A 14,318-nucleotide genomic window follows, 5' to 3' on the forward strand; every position below is an offset into this window, starting at 1 on the left:
AGCCTTTTTTGATGTTTGGTTGCGGGAGCCGGATTTGAACCGACGACCTTCGGGTTATGAGCCCGACGAGCTACCAGACTGCTCCATCCCGCGTCTGTGTGTCGGCATTCTACAGAGGATCGCCGGGGTGTCAACCTTGAATCTGGATAAAATCTGTTCCTGTTCAATCGGTTAGCGCTTTTTACAGTGCAGGAGACGGGCGCGCAGGGCAGGCGGGACAAGGGTTTCAGCTCTATCGGCCGGTGATTCTCGATTGAGAAAATAAATTCATCGTTGTTTTCCCACAGGCTGAAAAGAACCTTCGTACCACTGGTGCTATATACAGGTCTCAGTGAGATACTGCGTTTCCGGCTCGCCATGTTTCCTCTTCTGTCATGACCCAGCGAAAAATCATCCACGTCGACTGTGACTGTTTCTACGCCGCCATCGAGATGCGCGACGACCCGAACCTGGCCGGCAAACCGCTGGCGGTGGGCGGGTCGGCGGATCGGCGTGGGGTGATTGCCACCTGCAACTATGAAGCGCGGGCGTATGGCGTACGTTCGGCAATGTCGTCCGGGCATGCCTTGAAGCTGTGTCCCGACCTGATCATCGTCAAGCCGCGCATGGAGGCCTATCGCGAAGCCTCGAAGGAAATCCATGCGATCTTTCGCGATTACACCGACCTGATCGAGCCGCTGTCGCTGGATGAGGCCTACCTCGACGTCTCCGACAGCGCGCATTTTGGCGGCAGTGCCACGCGCATCGCGCAGGATATCCGCCGGCGGGTGTCCAATCAGTTGCACATCACCGTCTCTGCTGGCGTGGCCCCGAACAAGTTTCTGGCCAAGATCGCCAGTGACTGGAAGAAGCCCAACGGGTTGTTCGTGATTACCCCGGATCAGGTCGAGGATTTCGTCAGTGGCTTGCCGGTGAGCAAGTTGCACGGCGTCGGCAAAGTTACCGCCGACAAGCTGGGCAAGCTCGGCATCGTCGATTGCCTGCAACTGCGCGAGTGGGACAAGTTGGCGCTGGTGCGTGAATTCGGCAGTTTCGGTGAGCGACTCTGGAGTCTGGCCCGTGGGATCGATGACCGGTTGGTGCACAACGACAGCCGCCGTCAGTCAATCAGTGTGGAAAACACCTACGACGTCGATCTGCCGGATCTGCGCAGTTGCCTCGACAAGCTGCCTGAGCTGCTGGAAACCCTGAAAACCCGCATGGAGCGGATCGACAGCAGTTATCGCCCAGGCAAGCCGTTCGTCAAAGTGAAGTTCCATGACTTTACCCAGACCACACTGGAGCAAGCCGGGGCAGGGCGCGATCTGGGCAGTTATCAGTTGATGCTGACGCAGGCGTTCAACCGGGGTGGGAAACCGGTGCGGTTGTTGGGGGTGGGGGTGAGGCTGGAGGATTTGCGCGGCGGGTTTGAGCAGATGGAGTTGTTCGAGCGGTAGATTTGTGGTGTCTGTCAGGACCTCTTCGCGAGCAGGCTCGCTCCCACATTAGATTGCATTCCACTGTGGGAGCGAGCCTGCTCGCGAAGCTTTTGCTGTTAATTCGGTCCCGGATCGGCGACCAGGCGCCCCGCATCCTTGGTCAGCGACTTGAGAAATTCCGCCTGCAACTCAGGATCGTTACGCGTCAGTTCGATCAGGCTTTGCTCCAGCTCGCTGGCTTCTTCTTCCAGACCCAGTTCCGACAGACGTTTGACCCGGTGAACCCACTGGCTCACTTCGTCGTCTTCCAGATCGTCGTAAATCAACCCGTGCGCTTCGAGCAACTTGCTGCGCAAATGGCTGCTGATCGCCAGGGATGAGTCGCTGTGCACGTCATCCTTGCCGTCTTCGACGCTGATCTGCAGCTTGCCGATATGGTTCAGGTCATTTTCGGCGAACGGACTGTCCAGCAGGTTCAGGCGCAGCACGCCGTTGCGGTCAGTGGTCATGTCGAAGGTCTGCTTGCCGGCCTTGACCTGCACCGGACGCTCGCTCCACGGCAGGCTCGAATACTCCGTGCGCTTGTCGCGCTGGACTTCATCGATACCGGCCAGGTTCTGTTGCGCACGACCGTGGGACTGCACGTTCATGAACGGGTTGACCCCGGCAATGCCGTAGTTCAACCAGTCCTTGGTCACGCTGTCCGGCAGGTTGCCCAGAGCGAATACGTTGACCACATTCGCGCCAATACCGGCGACCACGGCCACTGCACCCAGCGGAATCTCGTAGATTTCGCGCCAGGGCTGATAAGGCGTGTAGCGATCGTAACGACGGGTGACCTCAAACTCGGTGACTTCGAAGGTCTTCTGTTCGTTGATCTTCACGCGTCGTTGCGGCAGCTCGAGCACCTTAGGCTCACCGACATCGATCTGCAGGCTGTGATCGAGCAATTTGCGCTCGACCCGCTCTTCGTGCTCGCTGCGCTGTGACATCTGATTGGCACAGCCGCTGACCAGCAGGGCGCCGCACAAGGCGGCACCACCGAGGCCCAAGGTGTTTCGCTTGAACATGAGGTCTCTATCTGGATTCAGCGGCGGATACGGGCCTGAAGGAAGGACAGCACATCGGCAACCGGCAGCGCTTGCGCTTCGGCTTCGGTGCGGCTCTTGTATTCTAGGTTGCCTTCGGCGAGGCCGCGGTCACTGACCACGATCCGGTGAGGAATGCCGATCAGCTCCATGTCCGCGAACTTGATGCCCGGGCTGGTTTTCTTGTCGCGATCGTCCAGCAACACTTCGAAACCGGCCGCCGTCAGTTCTGCGTACAGCTTGTCAGTGGCTTCGCGCACCTGCTCGGTTTCATAACGCAGCGGTACCAGGGCGATCTGGAACGGCGCCAGGGTGTCGCTCCAGATGATGCCTTTCTCGTCGTTGTTCTGCTCGATGGCGGCAGCGACCACGCGGGATACGCCGATACCGTAGCAACCCATTTCCAGGGTGACCGGTTTGCCGTTCTCGCCCAGCACTTCGCACTTCATCGCCTTGCTGTACTTGTTGCCCAGCTGGAAGATGTGCCCGACTTCGATACCGCGCTTGATTTCCAGGGTGCCTTTGCCGTCCGGGCTTGGGTCACCGGCCACGACGTTACGCAGGTCGGCAACGGTTGGAACCGGCAGATCGCGCTCCCAGTTCACGCCGAAGTAGTGCTTGTCGTCGATGTTCGCACCGATGCCGAAGTCGCTCATCAGTTCGACCGAGCGGTCGATGATGATCGGCAGCGGCAGGTTCAGCGGGCCGAGCGAACCGGCGCCGGCGCCAATGGCGTCACGCAGTTCGGCATCGGAAGCCATGACCAGCGGGCTGGCCACGCCTGGCTGGTTGGCAGCCTTGATTTCGTTCAGCTCGTGGTCGCCACGGATGATCAGAGCAATCAGCTTGCCTGGCTCTTCGGCGTGGACGATCAGGGTCTTGATGGTCTTTTCAATCGGCAGATTGAATTTTTCCACCAGCGCGGCAATGGTCTTGGTGTCTGGAGTGTCGACCAGGCGCAGCTCTTCGGCCGGCGCTGGACGCGAGGTTTCCCGTGGCACGGCTTCGGCTTTCTCGATGTTCGCCGCGTAGTCGGAACCGTTGCTGAAGACGATGTCGTCTTCGCCGGACTCGGCCAGTACGTGGAACTCGTGGGAGCCAGCGCCACCGATCGAGCCGTTGTCGGCTTCAACCGGACGGAATTTCAGGCCCAGACGGGTGAACACGTTGCAGTACGCCTGATGCATGCGGTCGTAGGTGACCTGCAGCGAAGCCTGATCGGCGTGGAACGAGTAGGCGTCCTTCATGATGAATTCGCGGCCGCGCATCAAACCGAAGCGTGGGCGGATTTCGTCACGGAATTTGGTCTGGATCTGGTACAGGTTGATCGGCAGCTGTTTGTAGCTGCTCAACTCGTTGCGCATCAGATCGGTGATCACTTCTTCGTGGGTCGGGCCCGCGCAGAAATCGCGACCGTGGCGGTCTTTGATGCGCAGCAGCTCAGGGCCGTATTCTTCCCAGCGCCCCGATTCCTGCCACAGCTCGGCCGGTTGGGTGCTCGGCATCAACACTTCAAGAGAACCGGCAGCGTTCATTTCTTCGCGAACGATGGCTTCAACCTTGCGCATTACCCGCAAGCCCATCGGCAGCCAGGTGTACAGGCCCGAAGCGAGTTTGCGGATCATGCCGGCGCGCAGCATCAGCTGGTGGCTGACGACGACCGCATCGGAAGGCGTTTCTTTCTGTGTGGCGAGCAAAAATTGACTGGTGCGCATGGTTGGCCGTTGTCGGTTGCTATGACTGGAAATGACGGAGCAGTGTACCGGCGAGATTTGCCGACGTACAGGATTGCGCTCGGCGGTGAGGCTCAACGGCGGGAATCCTCCCGCCGTTGCTGAAATGTCCTACGACTCTTCGACGACGGAGGTCGGTGCAGGCTCGGGGGTTGGCGTCGGGCCCGCGCGGCGATTTTCCTGGAACCAGTGCAGGGCGATCAGCAGCAGTGTCGGCACGCCGAGTAGCGCCGTGATCATGAAGAAGCTGTGGTAGCCGAACTTCTCGACCATCACTCCGGAGTAACCACCCATCAGGCGTGGCAGCAACAGCATGATCGAACTGAGCAGGGCGTACTGGGTGGCCGAAAATTTGAGGTTGGTCAGGCTCGACAGGTAGGCGACGAACGCCGAGGTCGCGAGGCCGGAACTGAAGTTGTCGAGGGAAATGGTGACCACCAGCATCTTCAGGTTCGGCCCCATATCGGCGAGCATCACGAACAGCAAGTTGGTCGCCGCCGACGCCGCGCCACCGATGAACAGGATCGGCAGGATACCGAAGCGCACGATCAGCAGGCCGCCCATGCCGGCGCCGACCAGGGTCATGATCAGGCCAAAGATCTTGCTGACGCTGGCGATCTGGTCTTTGGTGAAGCCCTGATCGATATAGAACACGTTGGCCATTACGCCCATCACCGTGTCGGACATGCGGTAGGTGGCGATCAGTCCGAGCAGCAGCAACGCCTGCCAGCGGTAGCGCAGGATGAAGTCGTTGACCGGAGTCAACACTGGCGCCAGGCCGCGACGGCCCATGGTCGACAGGCACAGGCCGGTGAGCAGGGTATAGAGGATCGCGCGCAGGAAAGCGCGGTCTTCGAGCAGCAGGTCGAGCGGACTCATCTGGCCGAACAATACGCTGGCGAAATCGGTGTTGTAGAGCTGGGTGAACATCGCCGGAACCGACACCAGCAACACGATCAGTACGAATACCGAGGCCAGTTGATGCGCGAAGCTGTAGCGGCCGGCCTGCAGCTGCGTGCGCAGTGGCACTGGCGGCTCGCGCATCAGCAGCGAAGTCAGCAGGGCAGGGACCATCAACACGCCGAACAGCGCGTAGGTGCCGGTCCAGGCCGAATGTTGATAGTTGAAACCGGTGGAGCCGAAGCCTTCGGCAAAGAACAGCGCGCCCGCCGTGGCGAGCAGGGCGGCGACGCGGTAGCCGGACATGTAACTGGCAGCCAGCGCGGCTTGGCGGCTGTCGTCGGCGATTTCCAGGCGATAGGCGTCGACCGCAATATCCTGGGTGGCGGAAGCGAAAGCGACGATAACGGCAATGGCGATCAGCCAGGACAGGTGTTTCTGTGGATCACAGAAGCCCATGCCGATCAGGCCCAGAATAACCAGCGTCTGCGAGAGCACCAGCCACGAACGGCGGCGGCCCAGCTTGCCCAATAAAGGCAGGCGCCATTGGTCGAGCAGCGGTGACCAGACCCATTTGAAGGCGTACGCCAGACCGATCAGGCTGGCGTAGCCGATGGTTTCACGGGCAACGCCGGCCTCACGCAGCCAGACGGAAAGCGTCGAAAACACCAGCATGTACGGCAGGCCGGCAGCAAAACCGAGCAACAACAGCACGAGCGTCGAGGGACTGGCATAGGCGGCGAGCGCGGCGCGCCAGGTTTTACGGGGCATGGGCTGAAGTCTGCCTCAAGATTGCGAAAACAAAGCGCGCACTCTAACCGCTGTGCTCTACCGGACGCCAGCCATGGCGCTGAATATCCACACGATTGTTCAGGACGGTGACGCCTTCAGAACGCAATCGTGCCCGTTGTTCGTCCCCCGAAGGGCTGCCCGGCGGCAGGCTGATCCGACCGCCGGCACCCAATACCCGGTGCCACGGCAGTTTGGTATCGCCGGGCAATTGGCTCAGGGTCCGACCGACCCAGCGGGCGGCGCGCCCCAACCCTGCGAGTTCAGCTAACTGACCATAGCTGACCACCTTGCCCTCAGGCACTTGGGCAAGGGTGGAATAAAGCGCCGTGCGTCGGATTTGCGCTTCGCTTTCCTCGGGATGATTCGGCTCTTTCACCTGCGCGGTTCCTGAACAATAGTCGTATCGATGGGCTCAAGCGTAATCGCTCGTTGGCCAGATGAGAAATGAACTCAATGGAAATCGCTCGGTCAGTCCTTGTCAGGGTCTTATTCCTACGGATAATGCCGACCTTTTTCGCAAACTTGAGCCCTCGATCCGCTTATGTTGTCCAGAACCTTGCTGTGCCTTGCTGTCTTCAGTGCCTCCACGCCGCTGCTTGCCGATACCGTCTGGTTAAAGAACGGTGACAAGCTGAGCGGTAAGATCTCCGTTTTCGATGGCGGCAAATTGCTGATTCAGACCCAGTATGCGGGTGCGGTCAGCATCGACTGGAAAGAGGTCAAGACCCTGCAAAGCGATCAGGAACTGCTGGTCAAACAGGACGCCTACAACGGTGAAAAAGCCAAGTCGCTGACCGCTGCCGATGACGGCAAGGTCACCCTGGCCAACGGCGAGGCGCCGAAGACCGTCGAGCTGGCGAGCATTCAGCAGATTCTCAAACCCAAACCGGTGGTCGAGGATCTGGTATGGAAAGGCAATATTGGCCTGGCGATGGATTATCAACGGGCGGAAAAGGACACCGACGACTACGACATCGACTTCAAGACCACCGCGCGTCATGGCCGCTGGCGGCACACCGCCGAGGGCGAATACAACCGCGAAGTGCAGGACGAGCAGGTCACCACCAATAACTGGCGCGCCGAATACGCACTTGACCGCTTCCTCACCGACAAATGGTTCTGGCAGGGGCGCCTGAACTACAAGCGCGACTACGTTGAAGAGCTGTCGCGTCAGCGTGTGGTCGGTACCGGTCCGGGTTACCAGTTCTGGGACGACGAGCTGGGCGCGTTCTCGCTCGGTTCGCTGCTCAACCGCACCGATTACGAGTACAGCGATGGCGGCAAGGACAACTTCTATTCGGTCGCCATGAAGTGGGATTACAACCGTTACCTGATCGGCAAAAAAGTCGAGTTCTTCACCAATGGCGAACTGGGCAAGCCGCTGTCTGACGTAGCCAACTATGCGCTCGATGCCGAGATGGGCTTGCGCTACAAGGTCACCGACTGGGCGTCGCTCAACCTCAAGGCCGAACGCGACATCATCAGTGGTACCAAGGATGCGGATTTGAACAAGACCCGCTACACCGCAGGGTTTGGCGTGGCCTGGTAAGGCAAGTCGAAAAAAAAGCAGCCGTGAGGGCTGCTTTTTTGTGGCCGTTAAAAAACACACGCCCACAAAAAAGCCCCGCTTTGAGGGCGGGGCTCTTTTCTAAAGAAGCTACAAGTTAGATAACTTGTACTTCTTCAGCTTGCATGCCTTTCTGACCGCGGGTAGCGATGAAAGAAACCTGTTGGCCTTCTTTCAGGCTTTTGAAGCCGTCGGATTGGATAGCTTTGAAGTGAACGAACAGGTCGTCACCGGATTGTGGAGTGATGAAGCCGAAGCCTTTTTCATCGTTGAACCACTTAACGGTACCGGTTTGGCGATTAGACATGGTGTAACTCCTTGAACAAAGATAACTGCGACTCAGGAAGAACCCTGGCCGAGACTGAGTGCAAAGAGCAGGAAAAATTCTTGTAGATGGTTGGATCGAAATTCAACATATCGTGTAGAGATTCTCAGTGACACAAGCAACACAGTGGCGCCACCTTAACCCTTTTTCCGGAACGTGCCAATGTTTCTTGCGAAGGTTTCTCTGTTTTAGGGATCGACGGTGTGACGGTTCGTCGCCAGGGCCTGTATTTCCAGGGTGTTCGGCGAGAATTGCAGCGCGGACTTTGAACCCGGCGGCGCGCCCGGTAAGATGCCGGACAGATTTTTTCCACCTCGCTATTCAGGACACCCGCCATGAGCATCAAATCGGACAAGTGGATTCGCCGCATGGCGCAGGAACACGGCATGATCGAGCCCTTCGTCGAGCGCCAGGTGCGCGGCAGCGACGACAGCCGTGTGATCTCCTACGGTGTGTCGAGCTACGGCTACGATGTGCGCTGCACCAATCATTTCAAGGTGTTCACCAACATCAATTCGGCGATCGTCGATCCGAAAAACTTCGACGCCGGCAGCTTTGTCGACATCCACAGCGACGTCTGCATCATCCCGCCGAACTCCTTCGCCCTGGCCAGCACCGTCGAATACTTCCGCATTCCGCGCAACGTATTGACCATCTGCCTGGGTAAAAGCACCTACGCGCGCTGCGGTATCATCGTTAACGTCACCCCGCTCGAGCCTGAGTGGGAAGGCCACGTGACCCTGGAATTCTCCAATACCACCAACCTGCCGGCGAAAATCTACGCTAACGAGGGCGTGGCGCAGATGCTGTTCCTCGAATCCGACGAGCAATGCGAAGTTTCGTACAAGGATCGCGGCGGCAAATATCAGGGCCAGCGTGGCGTGACCCTGCCGCGTACCTGATCCATCCGGCAGTTCGCGGGAATTCTTTGGCGGGCAGACACTCTATGGGGTGTACTGCCCGTTTTTGCTTCTGGCAAAGCGGGCCTTCGCCGAGGAGGTTGCATGAAGATCGATCCGCATATCACCGCCCAACTGGCAAGGCTTGAGCCCAATCAGGTTGGCGTTTTGGCCTGGTCATTGTTGGCACACCCGGCTTTCCATATGGCAGGCGGCATTCCCGGTCAGCCTGATCCCGACACCCCTAACGAACAACCGACCGAACCCGGCGAGCCGACGCTGCCGGACGAGCCGCCACCCGCACCAGTGGCCTGAGTCGCTACTCCATGAATGGCCAGTCAGTTGGGGTTTGCCCAAGACCTCAACTGACGGGCCATATTTCGTTGTCGCCGATGACGAAAATCCTGCACTGAGCGTCTTTCTCGACCTGATAACCACCGGTAAAGGCACCAAAGGCCGGCAGCAGGCTCAATCGCTCACCCAGTCGAAAACATGCCAGGCGCAAACGCTGCCGCCCCTTGCCGTTGAGCCGATAGACCGGATGCACATGCCCGGCCAGCACGTGTCGTTCGGGATGCGGGGCGGGTTCGTGTTGCAGGGCAAACGGCCCGAGCAGCATCGGTTCCGGAACCACCCGGATATTCAGCGCCGTCGGTGGATCCCCGGCACGTTTGTCGTGGTTGCCGCGAATCAGCGTCATCGGCAGATCCGCGTGCCGTGCACGCCATTCGGCCAAGGCATTCAGCGTACCCGTCGCATGCGAACCGGGGCCGTGCAGAAAGTCACCGAGGAAAATCAGCTGCCGACAGGGCAGTCTGGCCAGCAAGCGGTCGAGCACTTCGATATTCGCCGTCGTGGTGCCTTGTGGTACCGGCTGGCCGAGGCTGCGATAGGCCGCGGCCTTGCCGAAATGCACATCGGCGATCAGCAGTGCTTGCTGCGCCGGCCAATACAGGGCCTTTTCCGGCAGCAGCCAGAGCTCCTCACCAGCCAGGCGCACTGGATACGCTGCACTCATGAGGCTTGACCCTTGTCGGCGGATTTCTCCAGATCGCCGACCATGCGCCGGATGCGGTCAGCGAGTTTTTCCGAACTCATGCTTTCGCGCATGCGCTCCACCAGCAACGGAAAGCCTAGCGGTGTAGGACGTTTGATCAGGTGCATGTCCAGTTTCATCCGGTTGATCCGCTCCAATGTCTGTTCCAGACGACGAATATCCAGTTCTTCCCGTAAGACTTCTTCCCCGGCCTGGGCCAGCAGCAGGTTGTCGGCGTCGTACTGCTTGAACACCTCGAAGAACAATCCGCTGGAGGCCTGTACCTGTCGGGTACTTTTCGGCGCGCCGGGATAACCGGCGAACACCAGCCCGGCGATCCGCGCGATCTCGCGAAAACGCCGCAACGCCAACTCCCCGGCATTGAGGCTGGCCAGCACGTCGCGCAGCAGATGCTCGGGGCTGAGCAGCGCCGCATCGAATTGCTCGAACCAATCGACCGGCGTGGCGCTGAGCAACTCCAGCCCGTAATCATTCACCGCAATCGAGAACGTCAGTGGCTGGCGCTGACTCACGCGCCACGCCAACAGGCTGGCGAGCCCCAGATGCACCTGGCGCCCGGCAAACGGATAAAGGAAAAGGTGCCAGCCTTCACGGGATTTCAGCGCTTCGGCCAACAGACTGTCGGAGGTGGGCAGACCCGACCAGCGCGCCTGGGTTTGCAGCAACGGCTGCAGCGCGTGCATTTCCGGGCCGACGAACTCACCGCGCGCCGCCGCCGTGAAGCGGCTGACCACGGCGGCGGCCAGTTCGTTGGAAAGCGGCATCCGCCCACCATTCCAGCGCGGCACGGCGGCTTTTTTCGCGGTGCTGCGTTTGACGTACGCGGTCATGTTCTCCACTCGCACCAATTCCAGCAAACGCCCGGCAAACAGAAAGCCGTCACCCGGTTTCAGCCGCGCGATAAAGCCTTCCTCGACACTGCCCAACTGCTTGCCGCCGCCACCCTTGCTCCAGAATTTCAGGTTGATACTGGCGTCGCTGACGATGGTGCCGATGCTCATGCGATGCCGGCGTGCCAATCGCGCATCGGGGACGCGCCAGACACCGTGTTCATCCGGTTCGACCCGGCGGTAATCCGGATAGGCCGTCAGCGACATCCCGCCATGACGTACGAAAGCCAGCGCCCAGGCCCAATCTGCCAGTGTCAGGTCACGATAAGCCCAGGCACCACGCACTTCTTCGTACAGCTCCTCGGGAATAAAGCCACCGCCCAGCGCCATGCTGACCAGATGCTGCACCAGCACATCGAGCGGTTTGTGCGGCGACAGACGCGGTTCGATGAGTCGTTGCGCCACGGCGTCGCCTGCGGCAGCGGCTTCGATCAGTTCCAGGCTGTGGGTCGGCACCAGCGTCACTCGCGAGGTGCGCCCAGGCGCGTGACCGGAGCGCCCGGCGCGTTGCATCAGCCGCGCCACGCCTTTGGCCGAGCCGATTTGCAGCACCCGTTCCACCGGCAGAAAGTCCACGCCCAGATCCAGGCTCGAGGTGCAGACCACGGCTTTCAACTGCCCGTCCTTCAACGCTTGCTCGACCCAGTCGCGGGTCTCGCGGGACAGTGAGCTGTGGTGCAACGCGATCAGCCCGGCCCAGTCCGGCCGCGCCTCGAGCAGCGCCTGATACCAGATTTCCGATTGTGCGCGGGTATTGGTGAACACCAGGCTGCTGGCGCAGGCGTCCAGTTCGGCGACCACCTGCGGCAGCATCTTCAGACCGATGTGCCCGGCCCACGGAAAACGCTCGATGGCCGGTGGGATCAAGGTGTCGACCTTGAGTGATTTTTCACTCTGGCCCTGCACGCTGATGCCGCCACCCTGTGGGATCAGCACCTGTTCGGCGTGGGCTTGATTACCGAGGGTGGCGGACACGCCCCAGACGATCAGTTCGGGTTGCCAATGGCGCAGACGGGCGAGGGCCAGTTGCAGCTGCACGCCGCGTTTGTTGCCGAGCAGTTCGTGCCATTCATCGACGACGATCATCCGCAGGCTCGACAACGCAGTCCTAGCGTCGGCACGGGCTAGCAGCAGGGTCAGGCTTTCCGGGGTGGTGATCAGCGTGGTCGGCAGGCGCCGGCCCTGACGCGCACGTTCGGCGCTGCTGGTGTCGCCGGTGCGCAGACCGATGCTCCATGGAATCTGCAAATCGCTGACCGGCGCTTGCAAGGCGCGCGCGGTGTCGGCGGCGAGGGCGCGCATCGGCGTGATCCACAGCACGGTCAGTGGTTCAGCTGGTGGTTTGCGTTTTTTGCTGTCTGCAACGCTGGGTTTGATGCGGGCGAAGCGGTTGAGCGCGGCGAACCACACCGCATAGGTTTTACCGGCGCCGGTGCTGGCATGGAGCAACCCCGACTGACCTTTTTTAACGGCGGCCCACACCTGCTTTTGAAAGGCGAACGGCTGCCAGTTGCGTGCGCTGAACCAGAGTTTTGCGAAGTCGGTGGAGGTCGGCATACCGGCGGCGTGCGCTCTGAAAGTGTTCCTTCAGTGACCGCGCCGTTGCGGGACAAGTTTAATTTTCTGCGAGCACACACACCTGTGGGAGCGGGCTTGCTCGCGAAAGCGGTGTGCCAGTTAGAACAGTTTTGACTGACACACCGCTTTCGCGAGCAAGCCCGCTCCCACAGGTTTTTATCTGCGTCTGTTACTTGAGGTTCCCGCTGAGGAACTGCTTCAGCCGTTCGCTCTTCGGGTTGCCCAGCACGTCTTCCGGCGCGCCTTCTTCTTCCACCAGGCCTTGATGCAGAAACAACACCTGGCTGGAGACCTTGCGGGCGAAGCTCATTTCATGGGTTACCATGATCATCGTCCGGCCTTCCTCGGCCAGTCCCTGAATCACCCGCAGCACTTCACCTACCAGCTCCGGGTCGAGCGCCGAGGTCGGTTCGTCGAACAGCATCACTTCCGGCTCCATCGCCAGCGCCCGGGCAATTGCCACCCGCTGTTGCTGGCCGCCGGAGAGAAACGCCGGGTACTGATCGGCAACCCGCGCCGGCAAGCCGACCTTGTCCAGGTAGCGGCGGGCGCGGTCTTCAGCTTCCTGCTTGCTGCAACCCAGCACCCGGCGCGGGGCCATGGTGATGTTTTCCAGCACGGTCATGTGGCTCCACAGGTTGAAATGCTGGAACACCATGGCCAGTCGCGTGCGCAGGCGTTGCAGTTCATTCGGGTCGGCGACGTGCATGCCGTGGCGGTCGGTGACCATGCGGATCGCCTGGCCATCGAGGCTCATGGCGCCGTCGTTGGGTTGTTCGAGGAAGTTGATGCAGCGCAAAAAGGTGCTTTTACCCGAGCCGCTGGCGCCGATCAGGCTGATCACGTCGCCGGTTTTGGCCTTGAGCGAAACGCCTTTGAGTACCTGATGGTCGCCATAGCTTTTGTGCAGACCTTCAACAGTCAATTTGTACATGGGACAGACATCCTCAAGGCGAAAGTAGGTAGCCGCTGCGATAGGCTTCGGCGCCCGCCACGTGGGCGATCACCATGCCGGCAGTAGCCATGCGCCGCAGCGAGCGGGCGTACAGCAGGCCGGCGGCAGTGCAATGAATGGGGGTGACCCGGTCGTGGATCGGGTCGATGATTTCGGCAATCTGTTGCCCGGCTTGCAGGTATTGCCCGGCCGTGGCGGTGTACACCAGCAAGCCGCCCACCGGCGTGGTCACCGGTTCGACGCCGGCCAGCGGCGTGGCGGGGAACGGCAGGGGCGGCTGCGGCTTGGTCTCGCCGACGATCGCGTCGAACTGGATCAGGTAATCGATCAAGGCCTGGCAGTCACGACTGGCCATTGGGTGATTGACGTCACCCTGGCCGCGCAATTCCACGGTCACCGAAAAGCTGCCCAGCGGAATCTCGAAGTGTTCGCCAAAGCGCTCCTGCAGTTGCCACCACAACAGGGTGAAGCATTCGTCGAATGACTGGCCGCCGGAATCGGTGGCCAGCAGACTGGCCTGAGCTTCGATGTAACGCGCCAGCGGCTCGACCTGCGGCCACGCTTCGGGCGTGGTGTAGAGATGAACCACGGATTCGAAATCGCAGTGCAGATCCAGCACCATGTCGGCATCGCACGCTAGCCGTTGCAAGGTCAGGCGCTGGGATTGCAGTTGTGTGCCGGGCGTTTGACGGGCGAGGGCGTTGCGCAGGCTGGCGCGGATCAGCTCAAGGTTACGCTGCGGGTCGTCGCCCAGTTTGCCCTCGATGTCGTTGCCGATGTCTTCGCTGAGGTCGACGAACCAGCGATTGAAATTCTGCCCGCTCTCCATCTCGTACCGGCCCAGCGGCACGTCCATCAGCACTTGTTCGAGGCCGACCGGGTTGGCCACCGGCACCAGCACAATCTGGCTGCGCAGGCGCCCGGCGGCTTCCAGCTCCGCCAGTCGCTGCTTGAGGTGCCAGGCCACGAGCATGCCGGGCATTTCGTCGGCATGCAGCGAGGACTGGATGTAGATCTTGCCTTGGGCCTGCTCCGGGCCGAAGTGGAAGCTGTGGATCTGTCGTGCGGTCCCCGGCACCGGGGCCAACAGGTCATGGATCTGGTGTCGCATTACAG

At 60.5% G+C, this 14,318-nt stretch carries 13 protein-coding genes and 1 tRNA gene; 4 read left to right on the forward strand and 10 right to left on the reverse strand.

The window, feature by feature from the left end; all coding sequences use genetic code 11:
- Positions 1 to 16 precede the first annotated feature (16 nt).
- Positions 17 to 93 (reverse strand) — tRNA-Met (locus H043_RS0126590).
- Positions 94 to 374: 281 nt separating this feature from the next.
- Between H043_RS0126590 and dinB the strand changes: the two genes are divergently transcribed.
- Entirely contained in the window at positions 375 to 1,436 is a 1,062-nt protein-coding gene (gene dinB / locus H043_RS0126595; RefSeq protein ID WP_027614340.1) for a DNA polymerase IV, read from the forward strand.
- 98 nt (positions 1,437 to 1,534) lie between these two features.
- On the opposite strand, the gene H043_RS0126600 is transcribed toward dinB, so the two are convergent.
- The 4 genes from H043_RS0126600 to H043_RS0126615 form a co-directional block, all read right to left on the reverse strand.
- Positions 1,535 to 2,488 (reverse strand): hypothetical protein, encoded by a 954-nt coding sequence (locus H043_RS0126600; protein ID WP_027614341.1) that lies wholly within the window; start codon positions 2,486 to 2,488, stop codon positions 1,535 to 1,537.
- Between the two features lie 17 nt (positions 2,489 to 2,505).
- On the reverse strand, positions 2,506 to 4,221 hold the full coding sequence (locus H043_RS0126605) for a proline--tRNA ligase (RefSeq protein WP_027614342.1): 1,716 nt from the start codon (positions 4,219 to 4,221) through the stop codon (positions 2,506 to 2,508).
- A 129-nt stretch (positions 4,222 to 4,350) separates the two neighbouring features.
- Positions 4,351 to 5,910 (reverse strand): AmpG family muropeptide MFS transporter, encoded by a 1,560-nt coding sequence (locus tag H043_RS0126610; protein ID WP_027614343.1) that lies wholly within the window; start codon positions 5,908 to 5,910, stop codon positions 4,351 to 4,353.
- A gap of 43 nt (positions 5,911 to 5,953) precedes the next feature.
- Positions 5,954 to 6,307 (reverse strand): MGMT family protein, encoded by a 354-nt coding sequence (locus tag H043_RS0126615; RefSeq protein WP_027614344.1) that lies wholly within the window; start codon positions 6,305 to 6,307, stop codon positions 5,954 to 5,956.
- 165 nt (positions 6,308 to 6,472) lie between these two features.
- On the opposite strand from H043_RS0126615, the gene H043_RS0126620 reads away from it, so the two are divergent.
- On the forward strand, positions 6,473 to 7,480 hold the full coding sequence (locus H043_RS0126620) for a DUF481 domain-containing protein (protein WP_027614345.1): 1,008 nt from the start codon (positions 6,473 to 6,475) through the stop codon (positions 7,478 to 7,480).
- 115 nt (positions 7,481 to 7,595) lie between these two features.
- Here the strand turns inward: H043_RS0126620 and H043_RS0126625 are convergent, their stop codons facing one another.
- Positions 7,596 to 7,805 carry a cold-shock protein gene (locus tag H043_RS0126625; protein ID WP_002554837.1) on the reverse strand — a complete coding sequence of 70 codons (210 nt, stop codon included), beginning with the start codon at positions 7,803 to 7,805 and terminating at the stop codon, positions 7,596 to 7,598.
- A gap of 353 nt (positions 7,806 to 8,158) precedes the next feature.
- Between H043_RS0126625 and dcd the strand changes: the two genes are divergently transcribed.
- Positions 8,159 to 8,725: a dCTP deaminase gene (gene dcd, locus H043_RS0126630; protein WP_003222308.1), complete on the forward strand. Its 567-nt coding sequence runs from the start codon at positions 8,159 to 8,161 to the stop codon at positions 8,723 to 8,725.
- 102 nt (positions 8,726 to 8,827) lie between these two features.
- Positions 8,828 to 9,037 carry a hypothetical protein gene (locus H043_RS0126635; protein WP_027614346.1) on the forward strand — a complete coding sequence of 70 codons (210 nt, stop codon included), beginning with the start codon at positions 8,828 to 8,830 and terminating at the stop codon, positions 9,035 to 9,037.
- A 46-nt stretch (positions 9,038 to 9,083) separates the two neighbouring features.
- On the opposite strand, the gene pdeM is transcribed toward H043_RS0126635, so the two are convergent.
- From pdeM to H043_RS0126655, 4 genes are all read right to left on the reverse strand, one after another.
- Positions 9,084 to 9,740 carry a ligase-associated DNA damage response endonuclease PdeM gene (pdeM, locus tag H043_RS0126640; RefSeq protein ID WP_027614347.1) on the reverse strand — a complete coding sequence of 219 codons (657 nt, stop codon included), beginning with the start codon at positions 9,738 to 9,740 and terminating at the stop codon, positions 9,084 to 9,086.
- The gene (locus H043_RS0126645; RefSeq protein WP_027614348.1) at positions 9,737 to 12,226 is read right to left on the reverse strand and encodes a ligase-associated DNA damage response DEXH box helicase; all 2,490 of its coding nucleotides are present in this window, start codon (positions 12,224 to 12,226) and stop codon (positions 9,737 to 9,739) included. Before H043_RS0126645 ends, pdeM begins: the two co-directional genes overlap by 4 nt.
- A 190-nt stretch (positions 12,227 to 12,416) precedes the next feature.
- Positions 12,417 to 13,181: an ABC transporter ATP-binding protein gene (locus tag H043_RS0126650; protein ID WP_003222314.1), complete on the reverse strand. Its 765-nt coding sequence runs from the start codon at positions 13,179 to 13,181 to the stop codon at positions 12,417 to 12,419.
- A gap of 13 nt (positions 13,182 to 13,194) precedes the next feature.
- Positions 13,195 to 14,313, reverse strand: coding sequence for a succinylglutamate desuccinylase/aspartoacylase family protein (locus H043_RS0126655; protein WP_027614349.1), 1,119 nt, complete (start codon positions 14,311 to 14,313; stop codon positions 13,195 to 13,197).
- Positions 14,314 to 14,318 lie beyond the last annotated feature (5 nt).

Source organism: Pseudomonas sp. URIL14HWK12:I6 (genome assembly GCF_000514195.1).
Taxonomy (GTDB): domain Bacteria; phylum Pseudomonadota; class Gammaproteobacteria; order Pseudomonadales; family Pseudomonadaceae; genus Aquipseudomonas; species Aquipseudomonas putida_A.

Bases quoted from the DNA above. Each gene is read 5' to 3' on its own strand.
- H043_RS0126645 (WP_027614348.1), bottom strand. From the start codon at position 12,226: ATGCCGACCTCCACCGACTTCGCAAAACTCTGGTTCAGCGCACGCAAC.
- pdeM (WP_027614347.1), bottom strand. From the start codon at position 9,740: ATGAGTGCAGCGTATCCAGTGCGCCTGGCTGGTGAGGAGCTCTGGCTG.
- H043_RS0126610 (WP_027614343.1), bottom strand. From the start codon at position 5,910: ATGCCCCGTAAAACCTGGCGCGCCGCGCTCGCCGCCTATGCCAGTCCC.
- H043_RS0126620 (WP_027614345.1), top strand. From the start codon at position 6,473: ATGTTGTCCAGAACCTTGCTGTGCCTTGCTGTCTTCAGTGCCTCCACG.
- H043_RS0126650 (WP_003222314.1), bottom strand. From the start codon at position 13,181: ATGTACAAATTGACTGTTGAAGGTCTGCACAAAAGCTATGGCGACCAT.
- H043_RS0126625 (WP_002554837.1), bottom strand. From the start codon at position 7,805: ATGTCTAATCGCCAAACCGGTACCGTTAAGTGGTTCAACGATGAAAAA.
- dcd (WP_003222308.1), top strand. From the start codon at position 8,159: ATGAGCATCAAATCGGACAAGTGGATTCGCCGCATGGCGCAGGAACAC.
- H043_RS0126600 (WP_027614341.1), bottom strand. From the start codon at position 2,488: ATGTTCAAGCGAAACACCTTGGGCCTCGGTGGTGCCGCCTTGTGCGGC.
- H043_RS0126635 (WP_027614346.1), top strand. From the start codon at position 8,828: ATGAAGATCGATCCGCATATCACCGCCCAACTGGCAAGGCTTGAGCCC.
- H043_RS0126655 (WP_027614349.1), bottom strand. From the start codon at position 14,313: ATGCGACACCAGATCCATGACCTGTTGGCCCCGGTGCCGGGGACCGCA.
- dinB (WP_027614340.1), top strand. From the start codon at position 375: ATGACCCAGCGAAAAATCATCCACGTCGACTGTGACTGTTTCTACGCC.
- H043_RS0126605 (WP_027614342.1), bottom strand. From the start codon at position 4,221: ATGCGCACCAGTCAATTTTTGCTCGCCACACAGAAAGAAACGCCTTCC.